The sequence below is a fragment of the Pseudomonas sp. S3_C06 genome (assembly GCF_054667675.1).
Genome location: NZ_CP162747.1, coordinates 5,556,340 through 5,570,741, shown reverse-complemented (window position 1 = coordinate 5,570,741; position 14,402 = coordinate 5,556,340). Strand labels below are relative to the sequence as shown.

General features: G+C 59.2%; 17 protein-coding genes. 11 read left to right on the top strand and 6 right to left on the bottom strand.

Features of this window, described 5'->3' with window-relative positions; all coding sequences use genetic code 11:
- Positions 1-29: 29 nt before the first annotated feature.
- From speB to AB4N44_RS24795, 6 genes are all read left to right on the top strand, one after another.
- Positions 30-980 (top strand): agmatinase, encoded by a 951-nt coding sequence (gene speB, locus AB4N44_RS24820; protein WP_003222717.1) that lies wholly within the window; start codon positions 30-32, stop codon positions 978-980.
- A gap of 10 nt (positions 981-990) precedes the next feature.
- Positions 991-1,413, top strand: a complete 423-nt coding sequence (locus tag AB4N44_RS24815; RefSeq protein WP_460107086.1) for a YybH family protein — start codon at positions 991-993, stop codon at positions 1,411-1,413.
- Positions 1,414-1,469: 56 nt separating this feature from the next.
- Positions 1,470-2,972, top strand: a complete 1,503-nt coding sequence (locus AB4N44_RS24810) for a purine-cytosine permease family protein (RefSeq protein ID WP_460107088.1) — start codon at positions 1,470-1,472, stop codon at positions 2,970-2,972.
- 153 nt (positions 2,973-3,125) lie between these two features.
- The gene (locus tag AB4N44_RS24805) at positions 3,126-4,505 is read left to right on the top strand and encodes a sodium:solute symporter family protein (RefSeq protein WP_127926257.1); all 1,380 of its coding nucleotides are present in this window, start codon (positions 3,126-3,128) and stop codon (positions 4,503-4,505) included.
- Positions 4,506-4,590: 85 nt separating this feature from the next.
- Positions 4,591-5,316, top strand: coding sequence for an MBL fold metallo-hydrolase (locus AB4N44_RS24800; protein WP_460107090.1), 726 nt, complete (start codon positions 4,591-4,593; stop codon positions 5,314-5,316).
- Positions 5,317-5,358: 42 nt separating this feature from the next.
- The gene (locus AB4N44_RS24795; protein ID WP_034153223.1) at positions 5,359-5,607 is read left to right on the top strand and encodes a phosphopantetheine-containing protein; all 249 of its coding nucleotides are present in this window, start codon (positions 5,359-5,361) and stop codon (positions 5,605-5,607) included.
- Positions 5,608-5,712: 105 nt separating this feature from the next.
- Here AB4N44_RS24795 and AB4N44_RS24790 read toward each other — a convergent pair whose 3' ends face one another.
- Together AB4N44_RS24790 and ptrR are read right to left on the bottom strand one after the other, a co-directional pair.
- Positions 5,713-5,841 carry a PA1414 family protein gene (locus AB4N44_RS24790; RefSeq protein ID WP_007914492.1) on the bottom strand — a complete coding sequence of 43 codons (129 nt, stop codon included), beginning with the start codon at positions 5,839-5,841 and terminating at the stop codon, positions 5,713-5,715.
- A 142-nt stretch (positions 5,842-5,983) separates the two neighbouring features.
- On the bottom strand, positions 5,984-6,877 hold the full coding sequence (ptrR, locus tag AB4N44_RS24785; RefSeq protein WP_460107092.1) for a putrescine utilization regulator PtrR: 894 nt from the start codon (positions 6,875-6,877) through the stop codon (positions 5,984-5,986).
- Between the two features lie 104 nt (positions 6,878-6,981).
- Here ptrR and AB4N44_RS24780 point away from each other — a divergent pair, with 104 nt between their 5' ends.
- Positions 6,982-8,163: an MFS transporter gene (locus AB4N44_RS24780; RefSeq protein WP_460107094.1), complete on the top strand. Its 1,182-nt coding sequence runs from the start codon at positions 6,982-6,984 to the stop codon at positions 8,161-8,163.
- Here AB4N44_RS24780 and AB4N44_RS24775 read toward each other — a convergent pair.
- From AB4N44_RS24775 to AB4N44_RS24765, 3 genes are all read right to left on the bottom strand, one after another.
- Positions 8,108-9,040 carry a DMT family transporter gene (locus tag AB4N44_RS24775; RefSeq protein WP_150749647.1) on the bottom strand — a complete coding sequence of 311 codons (933 nt, stop codon included), beginning with the start codon at positions 9,038-9,040 and terminating at the stop codon, positions 8,108-8,110. The genes AB4N44_RS24780 and AB4N44_RS24775 overlap by 56 nt on opposite strands.
- Before the next feature lie 240 nt (positions 9,041-9,280).
- Positions 9,281-9,685, bottom strand: a complete 405-nt coding sequence (locus AB4N44_RS24770; protein WP_455805260.1) for a DUF2177 family protein — start codon at positions 9,683-9,685, stop codon at positions 9,281-9,283.
- Between the two features lie 46 nt (positions 9,686-9,731).
- On the bottom strand, positions 9,732-10,568 hold the full coding sequence (locus AB4N44_RS24765) for a CvfB family protein (RefSeq protein WP_160038715.1): 837 nt from the start codon (positions 10,566-10,568) through the stop codon (positions 9,732-9,734).
- Positions 10,569-10,908: 340 nt separating this feature from the next.
- On the opposite strand from AB4N44_RS24765, the gene AB4N44_RS24760 reads away from it, so the two are divergent.
- The 3 genes from AB4N44_RS24760 (at position 10,909) to AB4N44_RS24750 (ending at position 12,969) form a co-directional block, all read left to right on the top strand.
- Entirely contained in the window at positions 10,909-11,097 is a 189-nt protein-coding gene (locus AB4N44_RS24760; protein WP_016985943.1) for a hypothetical protein, read from the top strand.
- A gap of 207 nt (positions 11,098-11,304) precedes the next feature.
- Positions 11,305-12,021, top strand: a complete 717-nt coding sequence (locus AB4N44_RS24755) for a TorF family putative porin (protein ID WP_460107097.1) — start codon at positions 11,305-11,307, stop codon at positions 12,019-12,021.
- 78 nt (positions 12,022-12,099) lie between these two features.
- A complete protein-coding gene (locus AB4N44_RS24750; RefSeq protein ID WP_150749292.1) occupies positions 12,100-12,969 on the top strand; it encodes a DUF6279 family lipoprotein in 870 nt (289 codons plus the stop codon).
- A gap of 122 nt (positions 12,970-13,091) precedes the next feature.
- Here the strand turns inward: AB4N44_RS24750 and AB4N44_RS24745 are convergent, their stop codons facing one another.
- Positions 13,092-13,484, bottom strand: coding sequence for a hypothetical protein (locus AB4N44_RS24745; protein WP_034153215.1), 393 nt, complete (start codon positions 13,482-13,484; stop codon positions 13,092-13,094).
- Positions 13,485-13,660: 176 nt separating this feature from the next.
- On the opposite strand from AB4N44_RS24745, the gene AB4N44_RS24740 reads away from it, so the two are divergent.
- On the top strand, positions 13,661-14,395 hold the full coding sequence (locus tag AB4N44_RS24740; protein WP_460107098.1) for a DUF899 domain-containing protein: 735 nt from the start codon (positions 13,661-13,663) through the stop codon (positions 14,393-14,395).
- The last annotated feature ends 7 nt before the right edge of the window (positions 14,396-14,402 follow it).

Genomic DNA, 14,402 nt, shown 5'->3' with positions numbered 1-14,402 from the left:
AATAAAACAAAGACGATGAGGCCTTACCCGTGGACAAGATTCTTCACCAACCACTGGGCGGCAACGAAATGCCGCGCTTCGGCGGCATCGCCACCATGCTCCGACTCCCCCATGTACCGACCGCTGCCGGCCTGGACGCTGCCTTTGTTGGCGTGCCACTGGACATCGGTACTTCGCTGCGTCCCGGCACCCGTTTCGGGCCACGCGACATCCGCACCGAATCGGTGATGATCCGCCCGTACAACATGGCGACCGGCGCTGCGCCGTTCGACTCACTGTCGGTGGCCGACATCGGTGACGTGGCGATCAACACCTTCAACCTGCTCGACGCCGTGCGCATCATCGAAGAAGCCTACGACAACATCCTCGAGCACAACGTGATCCCGATGACCCTGGGTGGCGACCACACCATCACCCTGCCGATCCTGCGGGCCATTCACAAGAAGCACGGCAAGGTCGGTCTGGTGCACATCGATGCCCACGCTGACGTCAACGATCACATGTTTGGCGAGAAGATCGCCCACGGCACGACCTTCCGTCGCGCCGTTGAAGAAGGTCTGCTGGACTGCGACCGTGTCGTGCAGATCGGTCTGCGCGCTCAGGGTTACACCGCTGACGACTTCAACTGGAGCCGCGATCAAGGCTTCCGTGTGGTGCAGGCCGAAGAGTGCTGGCACAAGTCGCTGGCACCGCTGATGGCCGAAGTGCGCGAGAAAGTCGGTGGCGGCCCGGTGTACCTGAGCTTCGACATCGACGGCATCGACCCGGCCTGGGCGCCCGGCACCGGTACCCCGGAAATCGGTGGTCTGACGACCATTCAGGCGATTGAAATCGTTCGCGGCTGCCAAGGCCTCGACCTGATCGGTTGCGATCTGGTAGAAGTCTCGCCCGCTTATGACACCACCGGCAACACCTCGCTGCTGGCCGCCAACCTGCTGTACGAAATGCTCTGCGTACTGCCTGGCGTGGTTCATCGCTGAGGGTCGGGTCATGAACGAACGTGATCAGGTTTTGCAAGCGGCCGCCGCGCTGGTGGACGCCTTCGCCCGTAACGATCGCGAAGCTTACTTCGGCGCGTTCAGCGCCGATGCGAGTTTCGTTTTCTACACCCTCGAACAGCCGCTGCTGTCGCGCGATGCCTATCAGGCCTTGTGGGACAACTGGCGCGCCGAGGATGGCTTCGAGGTGCTCTCGTGCACCTCGAGCAACGCCTTCGTCAGCCTGCAAGGTGACATGGCGATTTTCATCCATGACGTGGCCACCGAGCTGCGCATGCAAGGGGAGCAACACTTCAGCCAGGAGCGCGAGACGATTGTTTTCAGGAAACAAGCGTCGAGCCTAGAACAACAAGGCCATTGGCTGGCCTGCCACGAACATTTGTCCGCAATGCCGGAAGGGCTGCCATCCCCTTAGCCAAACAGGTGACGCCTCACACACGATGAGGCGCGCCTTTATGATCGGAGCAGATCATGAATAACAACAACAACGACCAAAGCCTTACGCAGATTGAAACCCACGGGGTCGAGCAGATCCCGGACCACGAACGCAGCGCAGGCCCGACGGACTTGTTCCGGATGATCTTCGGTGGTTCGAATACCTTTGCCACCGCCGTGCTCGGCAGTTTCCCGGTGCTGTTCGGTCTGTCTTTTCAGGCCGGTGTCTGGGCGATTGTGCTGGGCGTACTGCTTGGCTCGCTGATCCTCGCACCGATGGGCCTGTTCGGCCCGCTCAACGGCACCAACAATGCCGTGTCGTCCGGTGCGCACTTCGGCGTGCACGGGCGGATCGTCGGTTCGTTCCTGTCGCTGTTGACCGCTATCGCGTTTTTCTCGCTCTCGGTGTGGAGTTCGGGGGATGCGCTGATCGGTGGTGCAAAACGCCTGATCGGTCTGCCGGAAACCGACCTGACTCTGGGCCTGGCCTACGGTCTGTTCGCGATCCTGGTGCTGACCGTGTGCATCTACGGCTTCCGCTTTTTGCTGCGGGTGAACAAGATCGCGGTGTGGAGCGCCAGCCTGTTGTTCCTGCTGGGCATCTTCGCCTTCGCCGGTCCTTTCGACGCGCATTACGCTGGCACCGTCAGCCTCGGTCAGCCGGGCTTTTGGGCCGCGTTCATCGGCGCCGCGCTGGTTGCGATGAGCAATCCGATTTCCTTCGGCGCGTTCCTCGGCGACTGGTCGCGCTACATCCCGCGTGACACCTCCAAGCAACGGATCATGGCGGCGGTGGTGCTGTCGCAGATCGCCACGTTCATCCCGTTCCTGTTCGGCCTGAGCACCGCGACCATCGTCGCGATCAAGGCGCCGGACTACATCGCGGCGAACAACTATGTCGGTGGTTTGCTGGCAGTGTCGCCGAGCTGGTTCTTCCTGCCGGTGTGCCTGATTGCGGTGATTGGCGGCATGTCCACCGGCACCACCTCGCTGTATGGCACCGGGCTGGACATGTCCAGCGTATTCCCGCGAGTGCTGTCGCGAGTGAAAGCGACATTGCTGATCGGCGTGCTGTCGATTGCCTTCATCTTCATCGGCCGTTTTGCGGCGAACCTGGTGCAGAGCGTGTCGACCTTCGCCGTGCTGATCATCACCTGCACCACCCCGTGGATGGTGATCATGATCATCGGCCTGGTGGTGCGTCGCGGCTTCTACTGCCCGGATGACCTGCAAGTGTTCACCCGTGGCGAACAGGGCGGACGCTACTGGTTCAGCCACGGCTGGAACTGGCGCGGTCTGGGGGCGTGGATCCCGAGCGCGGCGGTTGGCCTGTGCTTCGTCAATTTGCCGGGGCAGTTCGTTGGCCCGCTGGGTGAAATGGCCGGCGGCATCGACATCAGTTTGCCGGTGACATTGGGCCTGGCCTCGGTGGTGTACCTGACGCTGCTGAGCCTGTTCCCGGAACCGCGCGAAGTGTTCGGCCCGAAGGATGCCCGCAACCAAGCCATAGAAAAACCTGAACTGCGTCAGGCCGCCTGACGCAGGTCCCCTGTGGGAGCGAGCCTGCTCGCGAAGACTTCAGCACATTCAACATTCATGTGACTGACAGACCGCCTTCGCGAGCAGGCTCGCTCCCACAGTGAGATTCGAATTCAGCCTCAACATAAAAAAGACAATCGGAGACACGCCATCATGGCTTTGGATTTATTCGTCGTCCTCATCTACGCCGCCGGCATGCTCTTGCTCGGCTACTTCGGCATGCGCAAGGCCAAGACCAACGAGGACTTTCTCGTCGCCGGTCGTAACCTCGGCCCAAGCCTGTACATGGGCACCATGGCCGCAACCGTTCTGGGCGGTGCGTCCACGGTCGGCACCGTGCGTCTGGGCTACGTGCATGGCATTTCCGGTTTCTGGCTGTGCGCGGCTCTCGGTTGCGGCATCGTTGCGCTGAACCTGTTTCTCGCCAAACCGCTGCTGAAACTGAAGATCTACACCGTTACCCAGGTGCTGGAAAAACGCTACAACCCGATGGCCCGCTCGGCCAGCGCGGCAATCATGCTGGCCTACGCGCTGATGATCGGCGTGACCTCGATCCTGGCGATCGGCACCGTCCTGCAAGTGCTGTTTGACCTGCCATTCTGGGTTTCGGTACTCGTCGGTGGTGGCGTGGTGGTGATCTATTCGGCGATCGGCGGCATGTGGTCGCTGACCCTGACTGACATCGTCCAGTTCATCATCAAGACCGTGGGCCTGATGTTCATCCTGCTGCCGATCTGCCTGTACCGCGTCGGCGGTTGGGACGAACTGGTGCTGAAACTGCCGGCGACTGCCTTCAGCTTCACCACCATCGGCTGGGACACGATCATCACCTACTTCATGATCTACTTCTTCGGCATCCTGATCGGTCAGGACATCTGGCAACGGGTGTTCACCGTCAAGACCGCCAAAGTCGCGCAATACGCCGGCAGCATCGCGGGCATCTACTGCATCCTCTACGGCCTGGCTTGCGCGCTGATCGGCATGGCTGCACACGTGCTGATCCCGGATCTGGACAACGTCAACAACGCCTTCGCCGCCATCGTCAAACTGTCGCTGCCGGACGGCATCCGTGGTCTGGTGATCGCGGCTGCACTGGCGGCGATGATGTCCACCGCCAGCGCCGGCCTGCTCGCCGCAGCCACCACCCTGACTGAAGACCTGCTGCCGAAACTGCGTGGCGGCAAACCGTCGAGCCTGGGCATCAACCGCCTGTTCACCCTGCTCACCGGCATCGTCGTGCTGGGTATCGCGCTGGTGGTGAACGATGTGATCAGTGCGCTGACTCTCGCTTACAACCTGTTGGTGGGCGGCATGCTGATCCCGCTGATGGGTGCGATCTTCTGGAAACGCGCGACCACTGCCGGCGCCATCGCCAGCATGGGCCTGGGTTTTGCCACGGCGCTGCTGTTCATGTTCAAGGACGGTCTGGATGCGAACACGCCGATCTACTACAGCCTGGCTGTGGGTCTGGTGAGTTTCGTGGTGGTCAGCCTGCTCTCCCCTCGCCCGGCGACGGTGGCGAGTGCGATCTAAGCTCTGATGTAACGACTTGATGCTTTCTTCGACGGGTGTGGCGTCGGTTGCCACACCCGTTTTTTTCGTCTGAAGGAAAGTGCTGATGAAGATTGTTTCTCGCGATCAATGGTTCGAAGTACAACACCTGAGTGACGGCATTCGGCTGATTCACGAGCCGTATATTCGGCCGTTTTACCGATGCAACCTCTGGCACGTTCAGGGCCGTGACAAAGACTTGTTGCTGGATAGCGGTTCAGGGCTGGTCAGCCTTCGTGAGCAGTTGCCGTGGCTGACTGAACGCCCGTTAGTGGCAGTGGCCAGTCATTGCCACTTCGACCATATCGCCGGCCACCATGAATTTTCCGAACGACTGGTGCATCCCGCCGAGGCAGACATTCTGGCGGCGCCGGATGGCGAAAACGATTTGAGCCGCGCCTTCGTCGGCGACGACATGTTTGAAGCGCATCCGGACTGCCCGTTGTGCTACGCCGAATACCGGGTCAAAGCCGCGCCGGCGACCGGGTTTGTCGAGGACGGCGACGTGCTCGATCTGGGCAATCGCACGCTGCTGGTGCTGCACACGCCGGGGCATTCGCCGGGCGGGATCAGCCTGTACGAGGCGGCGACGCAAACCCTGTTCAGCGGCGACATCATCTACGACGGGCCGCTCATCGAAGACGCCTACCACTCCAATCTTGAGGATTACGCCACCAGTCTGCGGCGTTTGCAGGCGTTGCTGATCCGTACGGTGCATGGCGGCCATTTCGGCAGTTTTTCCGGAGAGCATTTGCGCTCGATGATTGACGAGTGGTTGCGCGGGCACGCCTGAGGCCTGCTTCACTCAAGCAGACAACAATCAGAAATATCTGCCATGAGAAGAGCTGCCGTACGTGCCGCCGTTCACCGATATATCCGGCGTCTGCTGGAAACCCGCGAATTCAACGACAACACCAGCCTGGTGCAGTTGGGACTGGAGAAAGCCGACATCGAGGATTTGATCTTTCATCTGGAAGATGAATTCGGACTGACGGCGTTCACCGCCGAAGAAGACCGCATGCTCAAGACCGCGAAAACCGCGAATGACTTGAGCCGGTTTTTGCTTGAGATAGGCCGTCATTAAAAGCAAAAGATCGCAGCCTTCGGCAGCGCCTACATTAATCCGTGCAGGAGCTGCCGAAGACTGCGATCTCTTGATCTTGAATCCTTTGATCTCGGATCGGGGGCGTTACCGGCGCCGTTGTTGACGGCGGCGCTGCTCGTCATCGGTGCGGATCGGTACAGGTTGCAGAGGCGGTTCGATCAGACCGAGGGCAACACCCAAGTCGTGCAGCCAGTTTTGAATTTTCTCTTTCATCGTCATGCCCCCTTCAGGGTGGTGCTGAGCGGCCGGAATTCTGAGGCCGCTTCGCACTGATAATAGTCCGAAGTCCTACGCAATGCTCGGCCAAATCCGCAATGATCTGTTACTGAATTGAACAGAGTTCGCCGCCATTGGTTCAGGCTGTTTCCCGGGTTTCGATCCGAGCCGCAGGATAGACAGCCTGCTGCACCTCGATCCAGGCATTGAGGTTGGCGCCGAGCATGCCCTTGCGCCACATGAGCCATGTTGTCGCACCCGCGAATGATTCGGCCAAAGGGTGCACTGCGACACTCTCGCGCCCCGGCAGACTGGCCAGCATCGACTCCGACATCAACGCCACGCCACTGCCGGCAATCACGCAGGCGAGCATGCCCTGATAGGACTCGATCTCCATCGCCCGGCCCATCGCCGCGTGATAGTGCGAAAACCACGCCTCCAGGCGCATGCGATACGAACACCCGCGACGAAAGGTGAACACCGACCGCCCTTCCACGTCCCGGGCGCTGTGCACTGGCGGATGATCGGGTTCGGTGATCAAAACCAACTGCTCTTCGCACAACGGCACACCATCAAGTCCAGCCAGTTCCAGCGGACCATCCACCAGCGCCGCATCGAGTCGTCCGGTGAGCAAACCCTCCAGCAGCTCGGCACTCGGCGCCGACTGTACTTGCAGATTCACCGCCGGGAATTGCTTGTGATAGCGCGCCAGCAACGCCGGCAGATGAATTGCCGCCGTGCTGTACATGGTGCCGAGGACAAAATCCCCCGCCGGTTGCCCGCCCATGACTGCAGCGCTGGCCTGATCGCGTAACGCGAATAACTTGCCGGTGTAGTCCAGCAGGACTTTTCCCGCAGGCGAGAGCTGCAAACGCTGACGCTCACGGACGAACAGTTCGACACCGAGTTGCTCTTCCAGCTGTTTGAGCCGAGTCGACAAGTTCGACGGCACTCGGTGCAAGCGTTCGGCTGCGCGGGTGATTGACCCTTCTTCGGCGACGGCCTGAAAGATCCGCAGTTGGCTGAACTCCAAAAGCTTTCTCCATAACAGAACAAGTTACTCACTATTATTCAATTTTAAAGAAAGTCAATCAGTCCTAGCCTGACGGTCATTGCTCCTTCAAAGGAATCCCGACCATGTCGCCCCTGATTCGCTTATCCGCCTGCTTCGTTGCCCTGATGATGGCCATGGGCATCGGGCGTTTCGCCCTCACGCCACAAATGCCACACCTGCTCAGCGAAGGGCAGATCGACCTGACGGCCGCCGGTCTGATCGCAGCGGCCAACTACCTCGGCTACTTGCTCGGTGCGGTCGACGCGATGTTCGCCCATCGCCCGCAGCAGGTTCTCAAACGTCTGCACGGCGGCTTGTGGCTGTGCGTACTGCTGACCTTGGCGTCGTTTTGGGCTGACGGTTTCTGGTCGCACCTGGTGCTGCGCTTTGGCACAGGGGTGGCAAGTGCGTGGGTGCTGGTGATGATCACTTCGCTGAGTCAGCCGCTGGCTGCCGCTGCGGGTCGTCCGCGTTTGGGCACCCTGGTCTTTGCCGGACCGGGGTTGGGGATTTTTCTGACAGGGTTGCTGGCGCTGGTCTCACATCTGCTGAATCAGACATCCGCGACGTTGTGGCTGATTTATGCGGCGGCCGCGTTGCTGATGTTACTGAGCGTCTGGCGATTGCTGCCAACGCCCGTCGCAACGACAACGGCGGTTGCTGCGCCGGTCAGTCTGTCGAATCGGGGCATTGGGCGGCTGGCGGTGATTTATGCGCTGTACGGCGTCGGCTACATCATCCCGGCGACCTTTCTATCGCAAATGGCCAACGCGCAGTTCCATGGACAATGGCAGGCCGACCTGTTCTGGCCGTGTTTCGGTCTGGCCGCGGCACTTGGCGTGTTGCTGGTGAGTCTGCGCCGTCACGATCCCGAAACCACCCGCCACTGGCTGATGGCAACGTTGTGGCTGCAAGCGGTCGGTGTGTTTGCCTGCCTGTTCGGCAGCGGCCTCGGCCTCACGCTGGGCGTGATCCTCTGCGGCACACCGTTTCTGGCGTGCATGCAACTGGTCATGCAACGCTCGCGGGAACTGGCGCCCCATGCCACCCAGCGCAATGCCGGCATGCTCACCGCGTGCTTTGCGCTCGGCCAACTCAGTGGCCCGTTGCTGGCGGCGTTGAGCAGCCATTTCAGCGGCAGTTTGCACCCTGCCCTGGTGATCGCCGGCAGCGGCTTGCTGATTGCCGGCGGTCTGGCGATGCAATCGACTAGCGCTGGCCCAGCGCTTTGCGCAAACGCCGACGCAGCCACTGCTCGGCGCTGACAAAGGTGATGCCGAGCAACACCAGCACCGCGCCGATGACGAAGTTCAGACTCAACTGTTCGCCGAGCAAAATCACACCGAAGGTCACGCCAAACAATGGCGTCATGAACGAAAACACCGCGAGGTTGGCCGCCAGATACCGGCGCAGCAACCAGAACCAGATCAGGTAACTGAAGAACGACACCACCAGGCCCTGGAACAACACGCTGGCCACCGCTACGGGAGTCAGACTGACGTGGGTGATCTGGCCGCTGAACAGCGCAATCAGCAGCAGGCCAAGGAAGCCGACGATCAACTGATAGAACAGAGTCAACGTCACCGGTGCTTCCGACAGACGTGAGGCGCGCACCACCACCGTGGTCGCGCCCCAGCAGGCGCCCGCCAACACGCCAAAGGCATCGCCGAGCAGCATGCGCCGGTCGAGGTTGTCCCATGACACGCCACCGGCGAAGGCAATCGCGATGCCGATAAACGCGAGCAGAATGCCCAGCCATTGCAGCGGTCGCAGCCGCTCACTGGCCAACAGGAAATGCACGCCCAGCGCAGTGAAAATCGGCGCGGTGTAGAGGAACACCGACATGTGCGCTGCGGTGGTCAGTTGCAAGCCTTCGGCGATGAAGAAGAATTCCAGACCGAACAACCCACCGGCCAGCAAGCCGCCGCGCCAGGTGTTGCCGACCTGATTCCAGCCGCCCTTCCAGCACATCAGCAGCCCGACCAGCAGCGCGGAAATCCCCGAGCGCGCCGCCGCTTGCATCACAGGGGCGATGTCTGGCGCCGCCCACTTGATCATCACCTGCTGTACGCCCCAGATCAGACACAGGCCGATCATCACTTGCAGGGCAAAACTGTCGGCATTACGCCGCTCGACACTCACCGCAACACCTCGAACACGCACAACATGGCAGGCCATCCAATGGTCAAAAACAATGCTGGGGATTATCAATCAGTCGGGCGGAAAAAGCCGTCTGGAAAAGACATTTGTTTCTTCAGTGGCGGTAGCAGTGGATGGCTGTCGGCTGCGCCGCCATTCGCGAGCAGGCTCGCTCCCACTTTGGAGTGCGTTCCCCTGTGGGAGCGAGCCTGCTCGCGAAGAGGCCGGCACTGCCAACACACATTACCGAGCAGACTTGCCAAACCGTTGAGCGAACAAAAAACCAACGCTACAAGCCACAGCAGTAGCAAACGTCCCCCACGCCCAATCCATCAACGTCACCTGCACTGACCACCCTCGCAATGTTGCCCAGTTCGTCAGGTCATACGTGCCGTAAGCTACCAGCCCTAACAACGCGCCCCGCTTCGCCGCCCATTGCCACGTCACGGCCGGCAGCACCACAAACACCACGCCGCCAAAAACATACAGGCAATAAAAAACCGCTGCCGGAACCAGCAGCGGTTTTTCGAGCATCAGCGAACCGAGCAGTTCGCGATAGGTCGGCGCCATCAACAGGCCGAGCCAGATGCCGTCGAGCAGCAGAAACGTCACCAGCGTGGCAACGTAGGCAATCAGCGCTTTTTTCATCGACCCGACCTCGTGTGTGCCCCATGCAACATGGGCCACCCAAGGCTCAGGTTAGTTCAATACGATCGGCATGAATAACGATCTTGCCTTCCTTGTACAGCGCACCGATGGCCTTCTTGAAGTTGCCTTTACTGACGCCGAACAGGCTGCTGATCAACGCCGGATCGCTCTTGTCGCTGACCGGCAGCGTGCCGCTGTTGTCGCGCAACTTGGCGAGGATCTTCGAGTTCAGGCTGCTCGCCGCTTCCTGGCCAACCGGTTGCAGGCTCAAGGCGATCTTGCCGTCGGCACGGATTTCCTTGATGTAGCCCTTCTCGATCATGCCGGCGCGCATGAACTTGAAGATTTCGTTCTTGTGAATCAAACCCCAGTGCTTGTTGTTGATGATCGCCTTGAAACCCATGTCGGTGGCTTCGGCAACCAGCAGATCAACTTCCTGGCCTTGGCTGTAGTTGGCCGGGGTCTTGTCGAGGTAGCGATCCAGACGCGCAGTGGCGGTGATGCGGCGGGTGTGCTTGTCGAGGTAGACATGCACCACGCAGTATTCGCCGGCGGTCATCTGGCGTTTTTCTTCGGAGTACGGCAGCAACAGATCCTTTGGCAGCCCCCAATCGAGGAACACACCGATGCTGTTGACTTCAACGACTTTCAGACTGGCAAATTCACCCACCTGAACTTTTGGTTTTTCCGTGGTAGCGAGAAGTTTGTCTTCGCTGTCCAGATATACAAATACGTTGAGCCAGTCTTCATCTTCGCTGGGAATATCTTTCGGGATATAACGATTAGGCAAAAGAATCTCGCCGTCAGCACCGCCGTCCAGATATAAACCGAAGTTAGTGTGTTTAACCACTTGCAAACTGTTGTAACGCCCGACTAAAGCCATTTCCAGAACCCTCATTGCGTGGGCGGCATTCTACCCGTTTTTGTCGAGGCCGTCGGGCGGCAGATCCGCAGGCGTCGGAAATTTGCGCAACGCCCTGATTTTCCTTGTGTGCGGCTGGGCTGAGGTGCCGCTCGTCAGGCAGACCCCAGCGCTCGCGGTTGAATATTTCAATGCCTGCAAACCTGAATGTTCTTATTTAAAACAGCAGGTTAGCCGGATATTTCGAATATTTAATCGAGAATAATGCAGTACAGCGGTGGGTTATTCCCGGGGATATTTACCAAGCAATTGTCAAGTTATTCCTGTACGATGCCTGGCCGAGTTACTTTTCTACAGGTTAATGGCCGCCATGCGTGTAAAAGCATCCACCAGCAAAGCAAAGCCAGCTCCAGCCGTTGAAACCAGCGAATCGATCAACGATCAGATTGCGGCGTTCCTCAAGTCCGGCGGCGAGATTCAACAAATTGCCAAAGGCGTCAGTGGCCAGACATTCGGCCCGTCCAAGCAGATCAGCCTGGGCAAGAAGTAACATCCGGTTTTACACCCGTCCAGAGGCGCTTTGAGCTTCGAAGCGCCTGGACTGGCACCCCGCAATATCCCCTTCGCTTTAAACAAAAATTCTTGTAAATCGACGAATGGCCTTCAATGCCGATCATTCGCCGGTATCCTTGCACGCGTCTAGATCAAGCGTTTCAGCAGGCCCGCCACCCTGCCCGCGCTGTTCATGGAGTGACGCATGCGCAAATCTTCCTGTTTATCACTTGTAGGCCTGCTGGCTTGCGCGACTGCGCACGCGCAGATTTTCCAGCGAGAACTGGGCGATTTCGATCTCAAACTCGGCACCACGCCCACGCGTAGCATGGCTCAGGGCCTGGTCAAACCGGCAGCCGTCGGTTCGTTCCACGGCGGCCTCGACCTCAGCCACGACAGTGGTCTCTACGTTGGCCAGTACGCGCCGAGCATGGGCATCACACCTGGCAAGAACCTCGAGATCGACTCCTACGTCGGCTTTAAACAGCCTTTCGATCAGATCCTTGGCTACGAAGTCGGCATGATCCACTACAGCTATCCCGAAGTAGACACCCTCGACAGTCAGGAGCTGTTCGGTGGCCTGACCTTGCTCGGCAGTCGTTTCGGCGTGGCCTTGAGCAACGACCCGGACAAACAGAACAACACCTTGTTTGCCGACCTTGGCGGCAATCAACCGTTCGGCATCGGCGTCAGCATGAAATACACCACCCACCAACTGAACACGCCCGTCGCCGTGGACGGTGGTTATGTCAGCAGTTTTACCGACTGGTCAGTGAAATTGTCCCGACCGTTCATGGGCGTCGACCTCGACCTGATCTACAGTAACTCCAGCCTCAGCGGCAGCGATTGCTCAGCCTATTCCGGGCACAACAGCGAGTGCGACGGTCTCGTCACCCTCAAGGCTGCCCGCGCGTTCTATTGATCGGCTGAACTGCCGGGTTCATTCTGCGTTCACATAGGAATCAGTCCCTCGAAGCCAGGCTCACGCAAGGATTCGCCCATGTCTCGCTGGTTCAAGCACATCGCCGCTCTACTGATTTTCACCCTCGCCCTCGGCGCTTGCAGTCGCGTCGGCCTGGCCTATCGCAATCTCGACGTCATTATTCCGTGGACGCTCGGCGATTACCTGGACATGAACGGCGAGCAGAAAGACTGGTTCAACGAACGCCTCAAGGATCACCTGAGCTGGCATTGCACCACGCAATTGCCGGGTTATCTGGACTGGCTTGATCGCCTGCAGACCATGGTCGAAACCAATCAGGTCACCGATGCCGCGTTACAGGCGCGCACGACGGAAGCCAAGCAGGCCATTGCCGAAACCGCTCGAGAGATCACCCCTTCGGCCATTGAGCTGTTGCAAGGTCTGGATGACAAGCAAGTGGCCGAGATGAATGACGCGTTTGCCAAGGATCTGCGCAAGCGTCAGCAGGAGTACCTCAAACCACCGCTTGATCAACAAATTGCCGAGCGTGGCGCGCGGATGGTTAAACGCTTGAATGACTGGCTCGGCCCCTTGAGCGCCACCCAGGAACAGCGGGTCATGGCCTGGTCGACCGCGTTGGGCGATCAGTACACCCAATGGATCGCCAATCGCGCCCATTGGCAGAAGCAATTCAGTGCTGCCGTGGCGCAACGCAAAAGCCCCGAATTCCCACAGAGAATCGAGACTCTTCTGGTCAATCGAGAGAGTTTATGGACAGCGGATTACCGCAAGGCCTTCGCCGATACTGAAGCGCAGGGACGCTCGCTGGCGGTGGACTTGATGGCCGAGAGTACGCCGCAACAGCGTCAGCGCTTGTTGAAGAAGATCGAAGGCGTGCGCAAAGACTTCAACGACCTCAAATGCCTGAAGGCTGCGCAAAAAACCTGAACAACACGAAGATCAATGTGGGAGCGAGCCTGCTCGCGAAAGCGGTGCATCAGTTACTTCAAATGTCACTGACAGACCGTATTCGCGAGCAGGCTCGCTCCCACATGGGGATACCTTTGGACTCAGGCGATCTGAGCTTTAGATGCCACTTCATCAAACGTGGCCTCGGCCAGCGCATCCTCCTGCTCATCCAGCACCTGACGCGGGTGATCGTTGCCGGGAATGCTGCTGTCGATCAGGCTCAGCAGGCTGGAACCGCGCGGGGTCAGGACAAAATTGTTTCCGGTGCTGCCCTCTTCGTCCGGACGCGGTGCGATGTAGCCGCGCAACAGCAGCAGCCTTTCATAGTCGCAAGCCAGCGTTTTCAGGTGATCAAGGTTCTCGATCGGTTCGCCCGCACTGGCTTTCTCCGCCGCATAGTCTTCGGCGTAGGCCCGAGGGGCAAAACTGTGGCCGGCACTGTTCTGCACTTCGTGCAGTAAGCGTTCAATCAAATCCCAGTTATAAGTCGTCATCCTGATCCAACCTCCGGTGCGCGTGATTTATGGCGCGTTCATAGGTTGTGACCTGAGCGGTTCCCAGCCGTTCAGCCGCATTTCCCGAGGCGACCGACCGGCGGTCTGTCGATTTCCCGCAGGGTTAAACGACTAGTCTGAAACAGACGGTTTCAACCCCCGCAGGAGAAATCATCATGAACGTTGAGCATCATCCGGTGGTATCGCGCGAAGAATGGCTCGCCGCGCGTAAGCAACATCTCGCCGACGAAAAAGCCTTCACCAAAGAACGCGACCGCCTCAGCGCCAAACGTCGCGCATTGCCATGGGTGAAGGTCGACAAGGACTACCACTTCCAAGGGCCGAGCGGCGAATTAAAGCTGGCTGATCTGTTCGGCAAACACAGCCAATTAGTGGTTTATCACTTCATGTTTGCCAAGGACTGGGAGGAAGGCTGTCAGGGCTGCTCGTTCCTCAGCGACCACATCGACGGTGCCAACCAGCATCTGGCTCATCACGACATCGCCGTGGTTGCGGTATCTCATGCGCCGTTCAACGAGTTCCAGGACTTTAAACGGCGCATGGGCTGGAAGTTCGACTGGGTGTCTTCAGAAGGCTGCGACTTCAACTATGACTTCGGCGTGTGCGCCCGGGCTGAGGATGTCGCGGCCGGAAAGGCTACGTACAACTACGAAAAGACTGACAGCGCCGAGGAAGAAATGCCGGGGTTGAGTGTGTTTTATCGTGATGAGGCTGGGGAGATTTTCCATACCTACTCGACCTACGCTCGCGGTCTCGACATGCTGGTCGGCGCCTACAACTATCTCGACCTCACGCCCAAGGGCAGGAATGAGGACGAGATCATGGAGTGGGTGCGGCATCATGATCGGTATGAAGGCGGCAGCAATTCCGGTTGCTGCCATGAGCAGTAATCAATAG

Coding starts and splice junctions, on each gene's coding strand:
- AB4N44_RS24815 (WP_460107086.1), top strand. CDS start 991: ATGAACGAACGTGATCAGGTTTTGCAAGCGGCCGCCGCGCTGGTGGAC.
- AB4N44_RS24810 (WP_460107088.1), top strand. CDS start 1,470: ATGAATAACAACAACAACGACCAAAGCCTTACGCAGATTGAAACCCAC.
- AB4N44_RS24805 (WP_127926257.1), top strand. CDS start 3,126: ATGGCTTTGGATTTATTCGTCGTCCTCATCTACGCCGCCGGCATGCTC.
- AB4N44_RS24800 (WP_460107090.1), top strand. CDS start 4,591: ATGAAGATTGTTTCTCGCGATCAATGGTTCGAAGTACAACACCTGAGT.
- AB4N44_RS24795 (WP_034153223.1), top strand. CDS start 5,359: ATGAGAAGAGCTGCCGTACGTGCCGCCGTTCACCGATATATCCGGCGT.
- AB4N44_RS24790 (WP_007914492.1), bottom strand. CDS start 5,841: ATGAAAGAGAAAATTCAAAACTGGCTGCACGACTTGGGTGTTGCCCTC.
- AB4N44_RS24780 (WP_460107094.1), top strand. CDS start 6,982: ATGTCGCCCCTGATTCGCTTATCCGCCTGCTTCGTTGCCCTGATGATG.
- AB4N44_RS24770 (WP_455805260.1), bottom strand. CDS start 9,685: ATGAAAAAAGCGCTGATTGCCTACGTTGCCACGCTGGTGACGTTTCTG.
- AB4N44_RS24765 (WP_160038715.1), bottom strand. CDS start 10,568: ATGGCTTTAGTCGGGCGTTACAACAGTTTGCAAGTGGTTAAACACACT.
- AB4N44_RS24760 (WP_016985943.1), top strand. CDS start 10,909: ATGGCCGCCATGCGTGTAAAAGCATCCACCAGCAAAGCAAAGCCAGCT.
- AB4N44_RS24755 (WP_460107097.1), top strand. CDS start 11,305: ATGCGCAAATCTTCCTGTTTATCACTTGTAGGCCTGCTGGCTTGCGCG.
- AB4N44_RS24750 (WP_150749292.1), top strand. CDS start 12,100: ATGTCTCGCTGGTTCAAGCACATCGCCGCTCTACTGATTTTCACCCTC.
- AB4N44_RS24745 (WP_034153215.1), bottom strand. CDS start 13,484: ATGACGACTTATAACTGGGATTTGATTGAACGCTTACTGCACGAAGTG.
- AB4N44_RS24740 (WP_460107098.1), top strand. CDS start 13,661: ATGAACGTTGAGCATCATCCGGTGGTATCGCGCGAAGAATGGCTCGCC.